This window comes from Micromonospora craniellae (genome assembly GCF_014764405.1).
Classification (GTDB): Bacteria; Actinomycetota; Actinomycetes; order Mycobacteriales; family Micromonosporaceae; genus Micromonospora; species Micromonospora craniellae.
In genome coordinates, this window is sequence record NZ_CP061725.1 from 5,506,405 (window position 1) to 5,523,860 (window position 17,456).

Below are 17,456 nucleotides of genomic sequence, written 5' to 3' on the forward strand. Positions count from 1 at the left end.
TCAGGCGGTGCCGTCCAGCTCGGCGTAGCCGCGGCGGGCCGCGATCAGCGCTGGGCGGGCCGGGAAGGGCGCCTCGGCGGCGACCCGCTCCGGCGGTGCGCAGCCGGTGTGCCCGGCACGGATCAGCCAGGCCAGCTCGACCAGGTCGGCGTGCTGCGCCCGGACGAACCCGACGTCCACCGGCTCGCCGTGCCCCGGCACCACCACCGTCGCCGGGGTGGTCGACCGCAGCAGCTCGGCCACCGCGTCGGGCCACTGCAACGGGAAGGAGTCCTCGAACGCCGGTGGACCGGACTGCTCCACCAGGTCCCCGGTGACCAGCACGTCGGCGTCGGGCACCTGCACCACCAGGTCGGCGTCGGTGTGGCCACGCCCGGGATGCCGCAGCACCACCCGCCGCCCGCCGACGTCGAGGACGGCCTCGGTACGGACGGTGTGGGTGGGCGCGAGCAGCGTGGTGTCGGCCAGTTCGGCGGCCAGCTCCGGATGCTCGTCACGCAGTTCCTCGTACGCCTGCCGGCGCAGCCCGTCCGGGTCGTCGCGCATCGCCTCGGCGGCCAGGTCGTGCGCCCAGACCGGGCGGGGCGGTTCGGCGGCGAACGTGGCGTTGCCGAACCAGTGGTCGTAGTGGTGGTGGGTGTTGACGAGCGTCAGCGGTGCACCGGTGACCGCCCGTACGGCGGCGGCCAGCTCGGCGGCCTGCCCGGCGCTGGAGAGCGTGTCGACCAGCAGTGCCTCGCCGTCACCGCAGACCAGTGTGACGTTGACCGCGAGCAGTGGCTCGCGCAGCACGTGCACCCTGTCGGCGATCTCGACGAAGCGGCCGGTCATGACGGCCGGCCGGCGCGTTCGACGAACCGCCGCCGATCGACCACGACGCGTTCCACCCGGCCCTCGGCCACCCGCTGCCCGCCCTCGGTCACCTCGACGTCGAAGACCAGCCGCCGCCCCTCGACCGTGGTCAGCCTGGCCTGCGCGACCACCGTCCGGTCCACCGGGGTCGCGGCCAGGTGCGTCAACTCGACCCGGGTGCCCACGCTTGTCGAGCCGGCGGGCAGGTACGGCGCGCTCGCCGCCACCGTCGCCGCCTCGGCCAGCGCCAGTACCCGGGGAGTGCCGAGTACCGGCACGTCACCGGAGCCGACCGCCTCGGCAGTGTCGGCGTCGGTGACGGTCAACTCGACCCGGGCGGACAGACCCGGCGTCAGGGCGAGATCCGACTGCACCTGCATGGCCACAGCCTAGGGGCTCGGCGCGTCCCCGGCGACGCGTGCCGCTGGATGGCCCCGCCTTCGCCGGGCCGGGACACCGGCCCGGCCCGGCGACGCGGCGCGCAGGTGGTCCTGCGTGGGACGCCCCCGGGTACGCCGTTAACCTTGTCCGCGATGTCTGCTGTGACCGACCCCCAGCCCTCGGCCCCGACCGAGCCGACCGCCGCGCCCGACGAGGGTCGCCGCCGCGTGATCGCGATGTCGGTGTGGAGCGTCGCCTTCGTGGCGGGCTGGCTCGTCATCGGCCTGCCCACCGACCCGCTGTACGCGTTCTTCTGGATCTGGGCGGGCACCATCGCCTGGAACTCCGCCCGCCCGTGGCGCAGTCACCTGCGCTTCGCCCGGGACTGGGCGCCGGTGGTGCTGCTGCTGGTGGCCTACAACCTCTCCCGCGGCTTCGCGTACCACGACGGGACGATCCCGCACGCGTACGAGCTGATCCTGGCGGACCGGTGGATGTTCGGCTGGGCCATGGACGGCCAGGTGCCCACCGTCTGGTTGCAGCAGCGCCTGTACCACCCCGAGGTGCGGTGGTGGGACGTCCTGGTCAGCTGGGTGTACTTCTCGCACTTCGTCGCGGCGCTGGCCGCCGCCACCGTGCTCTGGATGCGCGAGCGCAGCCGGTGGGCGGCCTTCATGCGGCGCTGGTTCTTCCTCTGCGCCACCGGCCTGGTCACCTATTTCCTGTACCCGGCCGCGCCGCCGTGGTGGGCGGCGCAGAACGGCCTGATCGAAGAGGTCGCCCGGATCTCCACCCGGGGCTGGCGGGCGTTCGGCATGCACGGCGCCGGCAACCTGCTCAACGCCGGCCAACTCGCCTCGAACCCGGTGGCCGCGATGCCGTCGCTGCACACGGCCTTCGCGCTGTTCGTGGTGCTGTTCTTCATGAACAGCGTCCGACGCCGGTGGTGGCCGCTGCTGCTGGCGTACCCGTTGGCGATGACCTTCACCCTGGTCTACAGCGGCGAGCACTACGTGATCGACGTGCTGGTCGGCTGGGCCTACGTCGGGATGACCTTCCTGGCGGTCGGCGCGGCCGAGCGGTGGTGGGCCAACCGCAAGGCCCGCCGGGCCACCACCGACCCGCCGCCCGACGACAGGGACGCACCGGCCGAGCCACCGGTGGTCCCGGCCACCCGCTGACCGGCTGCCGTCAGCCGCGACGGGCGGCGTGACTGCGGGCGGTCAGCTCCACCGCCAGGGCCCAGGCGTCGGCGAGGTCGCGGTCGACCGCCGCCGCGCCGGCCCCGCCGGCGGTGTCCACGTGCACGGTGGCGAGACCGAGCAGCCGCTGGATCGGGCCCTGCACCACCCGGACGCTCTGGAACCGGGCGTACGGCACCATCGTGAGTTGACGGGTGAGCAGCCCGGACCGGACGGCGAAGACCTCGTCGCTGAGCCCGGCACCGAGCACCTGGCGGCTCAACGGGTTGACCCAACGGGCCCGGGGCGGCGGCGGGTGGAGCGGCAACGACGCCAGCGTGACCCCGGGCAGCACCTCGGCGAGGATGGTCTCGCCGGTCGCCAGGTCACCCACGGGCAGCAGGCGGTCCGGCCGGTTGCGCTGGTCGGGCTCGCCCGCCGAGTAACCCGCCACCTCCAGGCGCATCCGTAGCCACCCCTTCATCCGCCAGAGCAGCGGCCAGGTCACCCCCACCGTCTGCACCCGGTGCAGCGGCACCGTCTGCACCCGCGTCTCCAGCAGGCCGTTGCGGATGCGCAGCCGGTCGCCGTCCCGGGCGAGCTGGAACCGCCAGTCGTCGAGGACCCGGCGGACGGGTTGCAGCAGGATGCCCGCCATCGCGGTCAGCGTGCTCGCCACCGCGATGAACGACCACGACCCCTCCGACAGGAACTGCACGGTGACGAAGGCCACCCCGAACGGAAGCAGGAAGGCCTGCGGGGTCAGCAACTGACTGACCAGCAGATCCCGGTTGGCGACCGCGTGCAACGGCCGTCCCGGCTGCGGGCCGGCCGCCTCACCGGCCGCCGGCACCGGCTGTTGATCCGCCAAATCTTCCGTCGCCACCGCCCCTGCGCGGGCCCGGGCAGCGACGGCCGGCCCGCCCGCGAGCGCCAGCAGCCGCTGCCGCAACGCGGACGCCTCCGCCACGCTGAGGTACGCCAGCGGCGCCTCCGTCTTGCCGCCCCCGACCACCTCCAGCCGCAGTTCGGCCAGGCCGGTGAGCTGGGCCAGCAGGGGGCGGACCACCTCGACGGCCTGGAGCCGCTCCAGCGGGATGGCCCGGGTCCGCCGCCAGAGCAGCCCCTCGTGGATGCGCAGTTCCCGGCCCACCACCTGGTAGCCCGTGTAGTACCAACTGATCAGGGCCAGCACGGTGGCGCCGAGCGCGAGCACGATCACCATGACCACGAACCACCCGAACCCGACCCGGGACAGCGTCGACCAGGACAGTCCGACGATGACCACGGCCAGCGACTTCGCACCGTGCAGGGCCGGGCTCAGCGGGTGCAGCCGCTGCCGCACCTGCGCAGGGTCCGGCGGATACCCCGGCCCGACGGGATACGGCGGATAGGGCGTCCCCGGCGGATGGGGCCCGCCTTGCGGGTAGGGCCCGGCGGGCGGGTACGGCGCGCCCGGCTGGTGGGGCGTCGCCTCCGGGTACGGGATGCCGGGCGGGTGGGGGGTGCCGGGCGTGACCGGCGGGGCAGGGGTCTCGGGCCGCGCCGGTGGCCCGGCGTCGGTCGTGCGGGACTCGGGCCGGTCCGGTTCCGACCCGACCGGGCCCGTCACAGCCCTTCCGCCCGGTCCTCGCCCAGCGCGGTGAGCCGGTCGCGCAGCCGGGACGCCTCGGCCGGACGCAGGCCCGGCACCCGGGCGTCACTGGCGGCCGCCGCGGTGTGCAACTGCACGGTCGCCAGGTCGAACGCCCGCTCCAACGGACCGGCGCTGACGTCGACGAACTGCATCCGGGAGTACGGCACGATGGACAGGCGGCGCACCAGCAGCCCGTGCCGGACCAGGAGATCGTCCTCACGTTCGGCGTAGCCCCAGGCGCGTACCGCGCGGACGATGGTCACCGACCGCCAGACCGCGAACAGCAGCATGGCACCGAGCGCCGCGCCGAACGGCCAGGTGCCGCTGAGCGCCCAGCCGATGCCGATCCCGGCCGAGACGACGGCCACCACGGCGGACAGGCGCAGCAACTCCACCCAGATCAGGTCGGACGAGATCGACTGCCACCGGACGGCGTCCGGCCACGGTTCGAGCGGGCCGGGCGGCTGGGCGGGCGGCACCAGTGGGACACCCGCGTCATCGCTCACTGAGCCCGCCTTTCGTTCGCGACTGCGGGGCTCGCAAGCTCGCTCCTCGCGCTCACTGAGCCCGCCTTTCGTTCGCGACTGCGGGGCTCGCAAGCTCGCTCCTCGCGCTCACCATGACAATCCGTTGTCAGCGTTCACTCTTCGAGCGTAGGCGATCCCGGGAGCGGGGTTACCTCGCGCAGGAAGCCCCGCGCGGTCAGGAAGTCGCCGAGCGAGGGGCGGTGGACTTCGCAGGCGAGCCAGGTCTTGCGTCGCTCGGGCGTGTGCAGCCGGGGATTGTTCCAGCGCAGTGCCCACCCGGCAGGGGCGCGACAACCACGGGCCGAACAGATCAATGCCTCGGCGAGGGTGTCGGATTCGTCCATCGCAGCCAGTCTAGGGCGGCGGGAGAGAGAGTGAGCGCCGGGCGGCCACGGGGGAAGCCGCCCGGCGACGGAAGAATGGTACACACGCGGGGGCGGCATCTGTCCACTGGCGATCGGCGATTCGCCTTGCCCGCAACGGCGTGGCGGAGACCCGGCCCGCAACGGCGTGGCGGAAATCGGTCGCTCCCCCAGTCGGTACTCAGTCGGGCATGCGAGGCTTGGTGACGCACACGCCGCTACGACCGAGCACGCTGTGGAGGACCGGTGGCCCAGCCGACCACGCCCGACGCTCCGACGCCGAACGGGGCAACGCCCTCGGCGGTCACGCCGCCGACCACTCCGGCGCAGGACGCCACGCTGCTGGAGCGGGCGCTGTTCGAGATCAAGCGGGTGATCGTCGGGCAGGACCGGATGGTCGAACGGATGTTCGTGGCGCTGCTCGCCCGGGGACACTGCCTGCTGGAGGGCGTACCCGGGGTGGCCAAGACGCTTGCGGTGGAGACGCTCGCCCGGGTGGTCGGCGGGTCGTTCGCCCGCGTGCAGTTCACCCCGGATTTGGTGCCGGCCGACATCATGGGTACCCGGATCTATCGGCAGTCCAGCGAGAAGTTCGACGTCGAGCTGGGTCCGGTGTTCGTCAACTTCCTCCTCGCCGACGAGATCAACCGGGCGCCGGCCAAGGTGCAGTCGGCGCTGCTGGAGGTCATGAGCGAGCGTCAGGTCTCGATCGGCGGCGAGACGCACCGGGTGCCCAACCCGTTCCTGGTGATGGCGACGCAGAACCCGATCGAGCAGGAGGGCGTCTACCCGTTGCCGGAGGCGCAGCGGGACCGGTTCCTCATGAAGATCGTGGTGGGCTATCCCACCGACGCCGAGGAGCGGGAGATCGTCTACCGGATGGGGGTGGCCCCGCCCGTACCCACCGCGGTCTTCGACACCGACGACCTGATCGCCCTGCAACAGAAGGCGGACCAGGTCTTCGTGCACAACGCGTTGGTCGACTACGCGGTCCGCCTGGTGCTGGCCACCCGTACGCCCGCCGAGCACGGCATGCCCGACGTGGCGCAACTGATCCAGTACGGTGCCAGCCCACGGGCCTCGCTCGGTCTGGTCCGGGCGACCCGGGCGCTGGCGTTGCTGCGCGGCCGGGACTACGCCCTGCCGCAGGACGTGCAGGACATCGCGCCGGACATCCTGCGTCACCGGTTGGTGCTCAGCTACGACGCGCTCGCCGACGACGTGCCAGCCGACCACGTGGTGCACCGGGTGATGGCGACCATCCCGCTGCCGTCGGTGGCACCCCGCCAGCAGGCCACGCCGCCGGGCGCGGTGGCACCGACCTCGGGGTGGCCCGGGCAGCGGCCGTGACCTCGAACACCCCTTCGCCTCAGCAGCCCCCGACCGTGGCGGACAACCGCTCCGGCGCGGTGCTGTCCCGGTTGCAACTGATGGTCACCCGCAAGCTGGACGGGCTGTTGCAGGGCGACTACGCCGGTCTGTTGCCCGGCCCGGGCAGTGAGGCGGGCGAGTCGCGGGAGTACCGGCCCGGCGACGACGTCCGGCGGATGGACTGGCCGGTGACCGCGCGGACCACCACCGCGCACGTGCGGCGTACGGTGGCCGACCGGGAACTGGAGACGTGGCTGGCGGTCGACCTGTCGGCCAGCCTGGACTTCGGCAGCGGCCGGTGGCTCAAGCGGGACGTGGTGGTGGCCGGGGCGGCGGCGATCACGCACCTGACCGTGCGCGGCGGCAACCGGATCGGCGCGGTGGTGGGCAGCGGCGGCGATCGTCCCGCGTCCCGGTGGGGTCGGCGGGCGGCACCCGTGCCGGCCGGGCCGGGGCACCTGGTCCGGCTGCCCGCCCGGTCCGGACGCAAGGAGGCGCAGGGCATGTTGCGTGCCATCGCCGGTACCCCGACCCAGCCGGGCCGGGGCGACCTCGGCGCGTTGGTCGACATGCTCAACCGCCCGCCTCGGCGGCGCGGTGTCGCGGTGGTCGTCTCCGATTTCCTCGCCCCGCCGGCCCAGTGGGCCCGGCCGCTGCGCAAGCTGCGGGTACGCCACGACGTGTTGGCGATCGAGGTGGTCGACCCGCGCGAGTTGGAGCTGCCGGACGTGGGGGTGCTGCCGGTGGTCGATCCGGAGACCGGTGAGCTGCACGAGGTGCAGACCGCCGATCCGAGCCTGCGGCGCCGTTACGCGGCGGCGGCCGCCGCCCAGCGGGCGGAGATCTCCGCCGCGTTGCGCGCCGCCGGTGCCGCGCACCTGCGACTACGTACGGACCGAGACTGGCTGCTGGACATGGTGCGGTTCGTGGCTGCCCAGCGGCACGCCCGCACCCGGGGGACGACGCGGTGACGATTCAGGCGTACCGGTTCGCCCTTGACCTCACCCCAGCACAGCAACGGGCAGTGCTCGCGCATACCGGGGCGGTACGGGTCGCGTACAACTGGGCGTTGGCGCGAGTGAAGGCCGTGATGGACCAGCGAGCGGCTGAACGCTCTTACGGAATCGGCGAGGCGGATCTGACGCCGGTGCTCGTGTGGTCGCTGCCCGCGCTACGTAAGGAATGGAACACGGCGAAGTCCGAGGTGGCGCCGTGGTGGTCGCAGTGTTCGAAGGAGGCGTTCAATTCTGGTCTGGACGCCCTCGTCCGTGGGCTGAAGAATTGGGCCGACTGCCGATCTGGGAAGCGCGCCGGCCGGCCAGTCGGCTTCCCGCGGTTCAAGTCACGCCGCCGTAGCACTCCGTCGGTACGGTTCACCACCGGCGCCATCCGGGTAGAGCCGGACCGTAAGCATGTGGTGCTGCCTCGCCTCGGGCGGTTGAAGCTGCACGAGTCCGCCCGCAAACTGGCCCGTCGCCTCGACAACGGCACCGCACGGATCATGTCGGCGACGGTGCGCCGTGATGGCTGTCGCTGGCACGTCGCGTTCTGCGTCGAGATTCACCGAGCAGAACGTCGACCCGCCCGACCCGCGTCCGCGATCGGTGTCGACGTCGGGGTCACGTATCTGGCGACGTTGTCAACCGGCGAACACGTGCCCAACCCGCGCCCGCTTGACGCCGCGCAACGCCGCCTGTGCACCCTCGGCCGGCGGCTGACCCGCCGCCTTGGCCCGGATCGCCGCACAGGGCGGCGACCATCGAACCGGTGGCGCGCGGCTCAGGCTCAGCTCGGCCGAGCGCACGCCCGGGTGGCGAACCTGCGTCGTGATGGCATGCATAAGCTGACCACCCGCCTGACCCGTGAGCATGGCACGGTCGTGGTGGAAGACCTCAACGTGGCCGGGATGCTGCGGAATCGACGGCTGGCCCGGCACATCGCCGACGCAGGTTTCGCCGAGGTGCGCCGGCAGTTGGCGTACAAGACAAAATGGTACGGCGGCCATCTCGTTGTGGCCGATCGCTGGTATCCGTCCTCGAAAACGTGTTCGGGCTGTGGTGCGGTGAAAGCCAAGCTGCCCCTTTCTGAACGCATCTACACCTGCACCAGATGCGGCTTGACCTTGGACAGGGACTTGAATGCCGCACGGAACCTCGCCGCACTCGCGCACGAGGCCACCGACGCCCGGAGTGGTCGGGAGTCGCTGAACGGACGTGGAGCCGACCGTAAGACCCCACTCGTAAGGCAGGTGGCTGCGAAGCGTCAACCCGGCATCGCGTTCGCGGGTCAGACCGGGACCATCCCACCGCAAGGCGGGACTACTGACCATGTGCTCGTTAGAGCACACTGAGAGGTAACGGACGACGAGATGATCCGACTGCTCCAACCGTGGTGGCTGCTGGCGGTGCTGCCGGTGCTGGCGCTCGCCGCGTTGTACGTCTGGCGGCAGTTGCGCCGCCGCGATTACGCGATGCGGTTCACCAACGTCGACCTGCTGCGGACCGTGGCGCCGAAGGGGCTGGGCTGGCGGCGGCACGTGCCGGCGACGGCGTTCCTGCTCGCCCTGCTGGTGCTGGCCGGCGCGCTGGCCCGTCCGGCGGTGGACACCCGGGAGCCGCTGGAACGGGCCACCATCATGCTGGCCATCGACGTGTCGCTGTCGATGCAGGCGGACGACGTGTCGCCGAGCCGGCTGGAGGCCGCCCAGGAGGCGGCCAAGCAGTTCGTCGGGGAGTTGCCCGAGACGTACAACGTCGGGTTGGTGTCGTTCGCCAAGTCGGCCAACGTGCTGGTGCCGCCGACGAAGGACCGTCCGGCGGTGACCGGTGCCATCGACGGGCTGGTGCTGGCCGAGGCGACCGCGACCGGCGAGGCGGTCTTCACCTGTCTGGAGGCGATCCGCTCGGTGCCGGCCGACGGCGCGGCGGGTATCCCGCCGGCCCGGATCGTGCTGCTCTCCGACGGCTTCCGCACGGCCGGCCGGTCGGTGGAGGAGGCGGCCGCGGCGGCGCAGGCGGCGAACGTGCCGGTCTCCACCATCGCCTTCGGCACCGACGCCGGGCACGTGGACATCGGTGGGCAGTTGCAGCGGGTGCCGGTGGACCGGATGGCGCTGGCCGAGTTGGCCGAGACGACCGAGGGCTACTTCTACGAGGCGGCCACGGTCAGTGAGTTGAAGCAGGTGTACCAGGACATGGGTAGCTCGATCGGTTTCCGTACCGAGGCGAGGGAGATCACCCAGTGGTACGCGGGCATCGCCCTGTTGCTGGCGCTCTGCGCCGGAGCGCTCAGCCTGCTCTGGTCCTCCCGCATGCTCTGACCGGACCGTACGGTCAGTGGGTGCTGCTGGCCAGGACGAAGAGCACGGCCACCCAGACGGCGGCGAGGGTGAAGCCCAGCGGGGCGACGTAACGGCTCATGGAACGCTCCGGGTGGCGACGGCGGTCCGGGCAGGGTGGACCGCGTGGGGGTGGATCGAGGAGGCGCACACGAAGTCGTGACCGGACTGCTTCCGGTCGCACCCGCGCGCTCCGTCGCCCCGGCGGATGGGCCGGGCGGTGGGGCAGAGGGGTGCGTGGGGAGCGGGCCAGCTCAGGCGGAGCGGTGCTCAGCGTGGCTGGTGATCGGCCCGGCCACGACTGGGAGGATCGCTATCTCGCACAGCGATCACCTCCTGAGGTCGGGGTCCGGGCGGGCGGCGCCGTCGGGCGGCCCGCGAACGCGATGATCGTACACCCGCTGTGGCGCGGGGGCCCACTCGGCCGACCGGCCCCGCTCCTCGACCACGACGGCGCCGTTCCCGGGCGGGGCGGGTTAGTGATTACCGTGCGGTAGCGCCTAGTCTCCAACCCGCAGCGATCTTCCGGAGAGGACCCACCGTGTCTCGAACTGTGCTGGTTACCGGCGGCAACCGCGGCATCGGCCTGGCCATCGCCCAGGCGTTCGCCAAGCAGGGCGACCGGGTGGCGATCACCCACCGGGGCAGTGGGGCGCCGGAGGGGCTGTTCGGCGTGCGGTGCGACATCACCGACGCCGCGTCGGTCGACGCCGCGTTCAGCGCGGTCGAGGCGGAGTTGGGGCCGGTGGAGGTGCTGATCGCCAACGCCGGGATCACCGACGACACGTTGCTGTTGCGGATGTCCGAGGAGCAGTTCACCCGGGTGCTGGACACCAACCTGACCGGTGCGTACCGCTGCGCCAAGCGCGCCTCGGGGAAGATGCTGCGGGCCAGGTGGGGACGCATGATCTTCGTGTCCTCGGTGGTCGGCCTCTCCGGCGGCGCCGGTCAGGTCAACTACGCGGCCAGCAAGGCCGGCCTGGTCGGGGTGGCCCGCTCGATCACCCGGGAGTTGGGCACCAGGAACATCACCGCCAACGTGGTCGCGCCCGGCTTCATCGAGACCGACATGACCGCGGGACTGAGCGCGGACCGCAAGGCGGAGATCCTCAAGTCGATCCCGGCCGGCCGGATGGCCGCGCCGGACGAGGTCGCGGCCGTGGTCACCTGGCTGGCCGGCGACGGCGCCGGTTACGTCTCCGGCGCGGTCATCCCGGTCGACGGCGGCCTCGGCATGGGCCACTGACCCTGAGCACGGAGGAACTGAGCGTAATGTCCGGACTGCTGGCCGGTAAACGGCTGCTCGTCACCGGCGTCATCACCGACGCCTCCATCGCCTTCTCCGTGGCGAAGCTCGCCCAGGAGAACGGCGCGCAGGTCGTGCTCACCGGGTACGGCCGGCTCTCGCTGGTGGAGCGGATCGCCAAGCGGCTGCCCGAGCCGGCACCCGTGATCGAGCTGGACGTGACCAACCCCGAGCACCTGGCCGGGCTGGCCGACAAGGTCCGGGAGCACGTCGACGGGCTCGACGGGCTGGTGCACTCGATCGGGTTCGCCCCGCAGAGCTGCCTCGGCGGCGGTTTTCTCGACGCCTCCTGGGAGGACGTGGCGACCGCGCTGCACGTCTCCACGTACTCGTACAAGTCGCTCGCGACGGCGGCGCTGCCGCTGATGTCGCCGGGCGGCGCGGTGGTCGGTCTCACCTTCGACGCCACCCAGGCGTGGCCGGTCTACGACTGGATGGGCGTGGCCAAGGCCGGGCTGGAGTCCGCCTCCCGCTATCTCGCCATGCACCTGGGCAAGCAGGGCATCCGCAGCAACCTGGTCTCCGCCGGGCCGCTGCGCACCATGGCCGCCAAGTCGATCCCCGGCTTCGAGCAGTTCGAGGACGCCTGGTCCGAGCGGGCCCCGCTGGGCTGGAACCTGACCGACCAGGAACCGGCGGCGCGCGCCTGCCTGGCGCTGTTGTCGGACTGGTTCCCGGCCACCACCGGCGAGATCGTGCACGTCGACGGCGGCTACCACGCCATCGGCGCCTAGAGATGCAAGGAGGGGTCCCCTGCTAACGCCTGCGGTATAGCAGGGGACCCCTCCTCACATCCGCCGACCCGGGGACGTTACCGCCCGGAGCCGGGGGCGTTGCCGGGGCGTCGTCGACCACCGGCAAGAATGGGACCATGGCGTACGACGCGGTGGTCCTGCTCTCCTTCGGCGGCCCGGAGGGGCCGGACGACGTGCTGCCCTTCCTGCAGAACGTGACCCGGGGGCGGGGCGTGCCGCCGGAGCGGCTGGCCGAGGTGGCCGAGCACTACCAGCACTTCGGTGGGGTGTCCCCGATCAACCAGCAGTGCCGGGACCTGCTCGCCGCGATCCGCGCGGACTTCGCCGCCCACGATCTCGACCTGCCGGTCTACTGGGGCAACCGGAACTGGCACCCGATGCTCGCCGACACCGTGGCGCAGATGCGCGACGACGGCGTACGGCGGGCGTTGGCGTTCGTCACCAGCGCCTACGGCGGGTACTCCTCCTGTCGGCAGTACCAGGAGGACGTCACCGCCGCCCGGGCGGCCGTCGGTGCGGACGCGCCGCTGATCGAGAAGCTGCGCCAGTTCTGGGACCATCCCGGTTTCGTCGAGCCGCATGTCGACGCGGTACGCGAGGCGCTGTCCCGCCTCGACCCGGCCCGGCGGGACAGCACCCGGCTCGTCTTCACCGCCCACTCCGTGCCGATCTCCGCGGCCGACAGCGCCGGCCCGCACGGCGGCCGGTACACCGCCCAGCTCGCCGAGACGGCGCGGCTGGTGCACGCCGCCGCGGCCCCGGACCTGCCCTACGACCTGGTGTGGCAGAGCCGCTCCGGGCCGCCGCACGTGCCGTGGCTGGAGCCGGACGTCAACGACCACCTGGCCACTCTCGCCGAGCAGGGCGTGACCGGGGTGGTGGTCAGCCCGATCGGGTTCGTCTCCGACCACCTGGAGGTGGTGTGGGATCTGGACACCGAGGCGTTGGACGCCGCCAAGCAACTCGGCCTGGACTTCGTCCGGGCCGCCACCCCCGGCGTCGACCCGCGCTACGTGACCATGGTGCGGGAACTGGTGCGGGAACGGATCGACCCGGACGGCGCGCAGCTGCGTCGCCGCCTCGGCGAGCTGTCGATGTGGGACACCTGCCCCACGGTCTGCTGCGTTCCGCCGCGCCGTCCGTCCTGACCGCGCCGACGGCCCGACACCCCCAGGGATGACGATCATGCTGGACCGCAAGCCCGTGCAGAGCTGGCTCACCGACATGGACGGTGTGCTGGTGCACGAGGGGCAGCCCGTGCCGGGCGCGCCGGAGTTCGTCAACCGGTTGCGTGCCTCCGGCAAGCCGTTCCTGGTGCTGACCAACAACTCGATCTACACGCCGCGCGACCTTCAGGCCCGGCTGGCCCGGATGGGGCTGGACGTGCCGGAGCAGGCGATCTGGTCGTCCGCCCTGGCGACCGCCCAGTTCCTGGCCGACCAGCGGCCGGGCGGCACCGCGTACGTGATCGGGGAGGCCGGGCTGACCACGGCCCTGCACGCGGTGGGCTACGTGCTCAGCGACTTCGCGCCCGACTACGTGGTGCTGGGGGAGACCCGCACCTACAGCTTCGAGGCGATCACCAAGGCGATCCGGCTGATCGACGACGGGGCCCGGTTCATCTGCACCAACCCCGACGCCACCGGCCCGTCCGTGGAGGGCGCGCTGCCGGCCGCCGGGTCGGTGGCCGCGATGATCTCGAAGGCGACCGGGGTGGAGCCGTACTTCGTCGGCAAGCCGAACCCGATGATGATGCGCTCGGCGCTGAACACGATCGACGCGCACTCGGAGAGCACCGCGATGATCGGCGACCGGATGGACACCGACATCCTCTGCGGCCTGGAGGCCGGGCTGGAGACGATCCTGGTGCTGACCGGGATCAGCACCAGGACGGAGGCGGAGCGCTATCCGTACCGCCCGTCCCGGATCGTCGACTCGGTGGCCGACCTGATCGACGAGATCTGAGCCGGCGGGTCGGTCTCAGGGCCGTAGGGGAGCGTTGCAGGCGGCGACCAGTGCCTGCCGGCAGGCGGTGGTGAGCGGGCGCAGCGCGGCGTCGCGTTGCTGGGCCTCGTAGTTGTTCACCGCGCCGCCCGGTGCCGCGTGCCCGGCCAGCGCGAGCACCCGGTCGAGCACGGCGGCGCGGGCGAACAGCCGGCGGGAGCGGGGGTCGAACCCGGGCGGCAGGTCGGTGGTGCCGTCGGGGCGGCGCAGCGCCTCCAGGGCACCGGCCAACTCGGGGCGCCACTGGGCCACGTCGAGCCGGGTGAGCGCGTCGGTGGTGTCGGCCAGCGCGGCGGCCAGTTCCGCCTCCGCCTCGGCCGCGCCGGGCAGGGTGAGCGCTGCCGCCGGGGCGTTGGGCGGCAGCGGGTAGACCCGCCAGAGCACCGTCTCGAAGGTGTCGCCGGAGCCGGAGGTGTGCACCCGTACCTCGGGGATCAGACCGAGCGCACCGGCGACCACCGCCTCACCGGCCACCAGCGCGGCGCCGGCGAAGTCACCGGGGCCGGGCAGGCCGCGCGGGTCGCCGGGGGCCGGCAGCACCAGCCGGATCTCGTCCGGCGAGAGCTTGGCCAGGGTGGGCAGGGCGTCCCGCAGCGGCACGTCCGTCCAGGTGCCGGGCGCGTCGGCGACCAGGTGCTCCTCGTCACCGGCGACCTCGTCGGGGACCTCGTCGAAGGGCACCAGCCCGGCGCGCCACGCGCGTACCCAGGCAACGAACCGGCTCGACCGGCGCGGCGCAAGGATGGCCGCACCCGCAGCGGGGGTGGACATGCCGAAAGAGTACGTGCTGACGCCCACCCCTGTCTCGGCTGCCGCGCGCCCACCTCCCCGGCGCGCCGATCAGGCGACGACGTCACGTGATTTGTTATTTGACGCGGCTTTTGCGGGCCGTCGCGCCCTCTTGGCCCGACTGCGGGGCGGCGAGTCGGCGGCGGCGCGGGCGGGCCCGGCGGTTAGCGTGGCCGGATGGGGCGGCGGTATGGCGACGACGTGTTGGCGGGGGACTGGCGGCGGCGGAAGGTGACCCCGGAGGTCGACGCCGAACCGGATCTGGTGGTCGAGGACGCCGACTCGGGCTTCTGCGGAGCGGTCGTCGGCTTCGACTCCGGGACGGTCGTGCTGGAGGACCGGCACGGCAAACGGCGCAACTTCCCGCTGCTGCCGGCCGCGTTCCTGCTCGACGGTCGTCCGGTGACCCTGCGTCGACCGGCCCGCGCCCCCGTGCCGGCCGCGCGCCGGCGTACCGCGTCCGGCTCGGTGGCGCTGGACGGGGTCCGCGCCCGGGTCGCCCGTGCCAGCCGGATCTGGGTCGAGGGCGTCCACGACGCCGCTCTGGTGGAGCGGATCTGGGGCGACGACCTGCGGATCGAGGGCGTGGTGGTGGAGTCGCTGGAGGGCGTCGACGCGCTCCAGGACCGGGTACGCGAGTTCGCTCCCGGGCCTGACCGTCGGCTCGGCGTCCTCGTCGACCACCTGGTGCCCGGCTCCAAGGAGAGCCGGATCGTGGCCCGGGTGGACTCCCCGCACGTCCTGGTCACCGGCCATCCCTACGTCGACGTGTGGCAGGCGGTCAAGCCGTCGGCCCTGGGCGTCGCGGCGTGGCCCGTGGTGCCACCGGGACGCCCGTGGAAGGAGGGCGTCTGTGCCGCGCTCGGCGTCGCCGAGCCGGCCGACATGTGGCGGCACATCCTGTCCCGGGTGAACACCTTCGCCGAGGTGGAGACCCCACTGATCAACGCCATGGAACGCCTGATCGACTTCGTCACCGAGCCTGGGTGAGCGGTTGCGGTTGGGGCGGGGGCTGCCGATCGGTCCAGCTCGTCGAGGTTGAGTGTCTGGGACGTGTGCCGTTCTCTGCGAGCGGGGGGTTACGGGGTGTCGTCGGGGGTGCGGGTGAAGAGGAAGGTGGCGATGTCGAGGGCGATCGGGTGGCCGGCGAGGTCGCGGTGGACCCGGAGAATCTCGCCGGTCTCCGGGCCGCTGTGCCCGCGCCAGCGGTCCGGCCCTTCCGCGTGGTAGCGGCTGACCCGGTCATCGCGCAGGGTCCCCACCAGGTCTGCGGTGCTGTGGTCCCAGGTCACGTCCAGCGCGGTGCCCATCCACCACCAGCGGCCGGTCAGCGCGGCCACGTCGGCCGGGGGCGGGGCGTCGGCGGGTCGCCACGGCCGGGCCGGTGCCGGCTCGGCGTCGAGCACCAGGTTCAGCGCCTGGAGACCGAGCGGACTGATGCCGCCGGTGCGGAAGCCGTACGAGTTGGCGAAGCCGACCAGACCGGTACGGCTGGACCGGTGCACCGCCAGGACGGCGACGTGGCCGGGCATCGAGCCGCCGTGCCCGACGTAGACCCGATCGCCCTGGCGGGTGAGTTGGATGCCCAGGCCGTAGCCGCCCCGCCAGGAGTCCAGGTCGCTGAGGAACACCGGGGCGCACATCTCGTCGAGGGTGGCCGGGGCCAGCACGGCGGGGTCGGGGTCGGCGAGGAACGCCGCCCACCGGGACAGGTCGGCCACGGTCGACCAGAGCTGTCCGGCGGGGGCCATCGCACCGGTGTCGGTACGCGGCTCCTCGCGCAGCGTGTCGTGCCACGGGTGCACCACGTACCCGGGGGCGAACGGCGCGGCGGCGGCGTACGTGGTGCGGTGCATGCCCAGCGGGGCCAGGATCCGCTCCCGCACCAGTTGCGCCCATCCGGTGCCGGTGACCCGTTGCAACGCGCCGCCGAGCAGGCCGAACGCGAGGTTCGAGTAGTGGTGGGTGCGGTACGCGGGCAGCGCGACCTTGGGGGTGCCGAAGTCGGCCAGCAGGGTGGCCAGGTCGACGCCCTCGCTCCGCTCCCACCAGGGTCCGTCCGGCTCGCGTTGCAGCCCGCCCGCGTGCCCCAGCAACTGGCGCAGAGTGATCGGCCCGGCGGCCTCGGCCTCGGGCAGGTGCCGCCGCAGCGGATCGTCCAGCGCCAGCCGTCCGGCGTCGCGCTCCTGCATGATCAGCACGGCGGTCATCGTCTTGGTGATCGAGCCGATCCGGTACTGCAGGTCGACCTCCGGGCGGGGGTGGTCACCGGCGCCGGCCAGGTGCGCCAGCGCGCCGTCCCGGACCACGCCGACGACCAGCGACGGCACGTGACCGGCGGACTGCGCGTCGGCCACCAGGGCGTTGACGTGCCGTATTGTTTCCGGACGCAGGGACACGAAGGCTCCTTCGACGGCGGTGGTCGGGCGCCTCCGATCATGACAGTTCGATGACACGTGCATTGTCATGTCACGATCGTTACGTGGATGCCGTGATGTGGATCGTGCTGGGTGTGGTACTGGCCGTCGCTGAGATCTTCACGGCGACCCTCTTCTTGATCATGTTCGCGGTCGGTGCGTTCGCCGCCGCGGGCGCCGCCGCGTTCGGAGCGCCGGTGGCGATACAGGCAGTCGTCTTCGCCGCCGTGTCGGCGTTGACCGTGCTCGCGGCGCGGCCGGTGATCCAGCGGCACAGACAGACCGCGATGGAGACCGGCGAGACCGCCTTCGGGGTGGAGGCGATCGAGGGCTCGTCCGCTCTGGTTCTTGAGCAGGTCGACGCCGGTCAGGGCATGGTGAAGATCGACGGCGAGGTGTGGAGCGCGCGTGCCTACGACGCCACCCAGGTTTTGGAACCCGGTGAACGGGTGCAGGTTATTCAGGTCAAGGGAGCGGTAGCCCTGGTCTGGCGGGACGTTGCGACGCCCGGTGAGCTACCCGAAGCGGAAAGGTGAAC

19 protein-coding genes are annotated in these 17,456 nt (G+C 72.5%); 11 read left to right on the top strand and 8 right to left on the bottom strand.

Features of this window, described 5'->3' with window-relative positions:
- Entirely contained in the window at positions 1-831 is an 831-nt protein-coding gene (locus tag ID554_RS24970; RefSeq protein ID WP_117230522.1) for an MBL fold metallo-hydrolase, read from the bottom strand.
- On the bottom strand, positions 828-1,232 hold the full coding sequence (locus tag ID554_RS24975) for a thioesterase family protein (RefSeq protein WP_117230545.1): 405 nt from the start codon (positions 1,230-1,232) through the stop codon (positions 828-830). The genes ID554_RS24970 and ID554_RS24975 overlap by 4 nt, the downstream gene beginning before the upstream one ends.
- A gap of 153 nt (positions 1,233-1,385) precedes the next feature.
- On the opposite strand from ID554_RS24975, the gene ID554_RS24980 reads away from it, so the two are divergent.
- Positions 1,386-2,414: a phosphatase PAP2 family protein gene (locus tag ID554_RS24980; RefSeq protein WP_117230523.1), complete on the top strand. Its 1,029-nt coding sequence runs from the start codon at positions 1,386-1,388 to the stop codon at positions 2,412-2,414.
- A gap of 10 nt (positions 2,415-2,424) precedes the next feature.
- Here the strand turns inward: ID554_RS24980 and ID554_RS24985 are convergent, their stop codons facing one another.
- From ID554_RS24985 to ID554_RS24995, 3 genes are all read right to left on the bottom strand, one after another.
- On the bottom strand, positions 2,425-3,903 hold the full coding sequence (locus tag ID554_RS24985) for a PH domain-containing protein (RefSeq protein ID WP_117230546.1): 1,479 nt from the start codon (positions 3,901-3,903) through the stop codon (positions 2,425-2,427).
- A gap of 119 nt (positions 3,904-4,022) precedes the next feature.
- Positions 4,023-4,556, bottom strand: coding sequence for a PH domain-containing protein (locus ID554_RS24990; RefSeq protein WP_117230524.1), 534 nt, complete (start codon positions 4,554-4,556; stop codon positions 4,023-4,025).
- A 134-nt stretch (positions 4,557-4,690) separates the two neighbouring features.
- Positions 4,691-4,921: a hypothetical protein gene (locus ID554_RS24995; RefSeq protein ID WP_117230525.1), complete on the bottom strand. Its 231-nt coding sequence runs from the start codon at positions 4,919-4,921 to the stop codon at positions 4,691-4,693.
- Positions 4,922-5,185: 264 nt separating this feature from the next.
- On the opposite strand from ID554_RS24995, the gene ID554_RS25000 reads away from it, so the two are divergent.
- Genes ID554_RS25000 through ID554_RS25015 form a run of 4 tightly spaced genes read left to right on the top strand, consistent with a single transcriptional unit; the run spans position 5,186 to position 9,629 of the window.
- Positions 5,186-6,289 (top strand): AAA family ATPase, encoded by a 1,104-nt coding sequence (locus ID554_RS25000; RefSeq protein WP_117230526.1) that lies wholly within the window; start codon positions 5,186-5,188, stop codon positions 6,287-6,289.
- Positions 6,268-7,281: a DUF58 domain-containing protein gene (locus tag ID554_RS25005; RefSeq protein ID WP_117230527.1), complete on the top strand. Its 1,014-nt coding sequence runs from the start codon at positions 6,268-6,270 to the stop codon at positions 7,279-7,281. Before ID554_RS25000 ends, ID554_RS25005 begins: the two co-directional genes overlap by 22 nt.
- Positions 7,278-8,660: an IS607 family element RNA-guided endonuclease TnpB gene (gene tnpB, locus ID554_RS25010; RefSeq protein WP_117230528.1), complete on the top strand. Its 1,383-nt coding sequence runs from the start codon at positions 7,278-7,280 to the stop codon at positions 8,658-8,660. The genes ID554_RS25005 and tnpB overlap by 4 nt, the downstream gene beginning before the upstream one ends.
- A gap of 18 nt (positions 8,661-8,678) precedes the next feature.
- Positions 8,679-9,629: a VWA domain-containing protein gene (locus ID554_RS25015; RefSeq protein WP_117230529.1), complete on the top strand. Its 951-nt coding sequence runs from the start codon at positions 8,679-8,681 to the stop codon at positions 9,627-9,629.
- A 13-nt stretch (positions 9,630-9,642) separates the two neighbouring features.
- Here ID554_RS25015 and ID554_RS25020 read toward each other — a convergent pair whose 3' ends face one another.
- Positions 9,643-9,798 carry a hypothetical protein gene (locus tag ID554_RS25020; protein WP_158573818.1) on the bottom strand — a complete coding sequence of 52 codons (156 nt, stop codon included), beginning with the start codon at positions 9,796-9,798 and terminating at the stop codon, positions 9,643-9,645.
- A gap of 390 nt (positions 9,799-10,188) precedes the next feature.
- Between ID554_RS25020 and fabG the strand changes: the two genes are divergently transcribed.
- The 4 genes from fabG (at position 10,189) to ID554_RS25040 (ending at position 13,673) form a co-directional block, all read left to right on the top strand.
- Positions 10,189-10,893 (top strand): 3-oxoacyl-ACP reductase FabG, encoded by a 705-nt coding sequence (gene fabG / locus ID554_RS25025; RefSeq protein ID WP_117230530.1) that lies wholly within the window; start codon positions 10,189-10,191, stop codon positions 10,891-10,893.
- A 26-nt stretch (positions 10,894-10,919) separates the two neighbouring features.
- Positions 10,920-11,687, top strand: coding sequence for an enoyl-ACP reductase FabI (gene fabI / locus ID554_RS25030; protein WP_117230531.1), 768 nt, complete (start codon positions 10,920-10,922; stop codon positions 11,685-11,687).
- A gap of 137 nt (positions 11,688-11,824) precedes the next feature.
- Positions 11,825-12,856, top strand: a complete 1,032-nt coding sequence (locus ID554_RS25035; protein ID WP_117230532.1) for a ferrochelatase — start codon at positions 11,825-11,827, stop codon at positions 12,854-12,856.
- Between the two features lie 37 nt (positions 12,857-12,893).
- The gene (locus ID554_RS25040) at positions 12,894-13,673 is read left to right on the top strand and encodes an HAD-IIA family hydrolase (RefSeq protein WP_117230547.1); all 780 of its coding nucleotides are present in this window, start codon (positions 12,894-12,896) and stop codon (positions 13,671-13,673) included.
- 15 nt (positions 13,674-13,688) lie between these two features.
- Here the strand turns inward: ID554_RS25040 and ID554_RS25045 are convergent, their stop codons facing one another.
- A complete protein-coding gene (locus ID554_RS25045; protein WP_117230533.1) occupies positions 13,689-14,483 on the bottom strand; it encodes a hypothetical protein in 795 nt (264 codons plus the stop codon).
- Between the two features lie 195 nt (positions 14,484-14,678).
- Here ID554_RS25045 and ID554_RS25050 point away from each other — a divergent pair, with 195 nt between their 5' ends.
- On the top strand, positions 14,679-15,491 hold the full coding sequence (locus tag ID554_RS25050) for a DUF3097 domain-containing protein (protein WP_117230534.1): 813 nt from the start codon (positions 14,679-14,681) through the stop codon (positions 15,489-15,491).
- A gap of 89 nt (positions 15,492-15,580) precedes the next feature.
- Here ID554_RS25050 and ID554_RS25055 read toward each other — a convergent pair whose 3' ends face one another.
- Positions 15,581-16,900, bottom strand: a complete 1,320-nt coding sequence (locus ID554_RS25055; protein WP_117230535.1) for a serine hydrolase domain-containing protein — start codon at positions 16,898-16,900, stop codon at positions 15,581-15,583.
- Positions 16,901-16,983: 83 nt separating this feature from the next.
- On the opposite strand from ID554_RS25055, the gene ID554_RS25060 reads away from it, so the two are divergent.
- Complete coding sequence (locus tag ID554_RS25060; RefSeq protein ID WP_117230536.1) at positions 16,984-17,454, top strand: NfeD family protein; 471 nt, start codon at positions 16,984-16,986, stop codon at positions 17,452-17,454.
- Positions 17,455-17,456 lie beyond the last annotated feature (2 nt).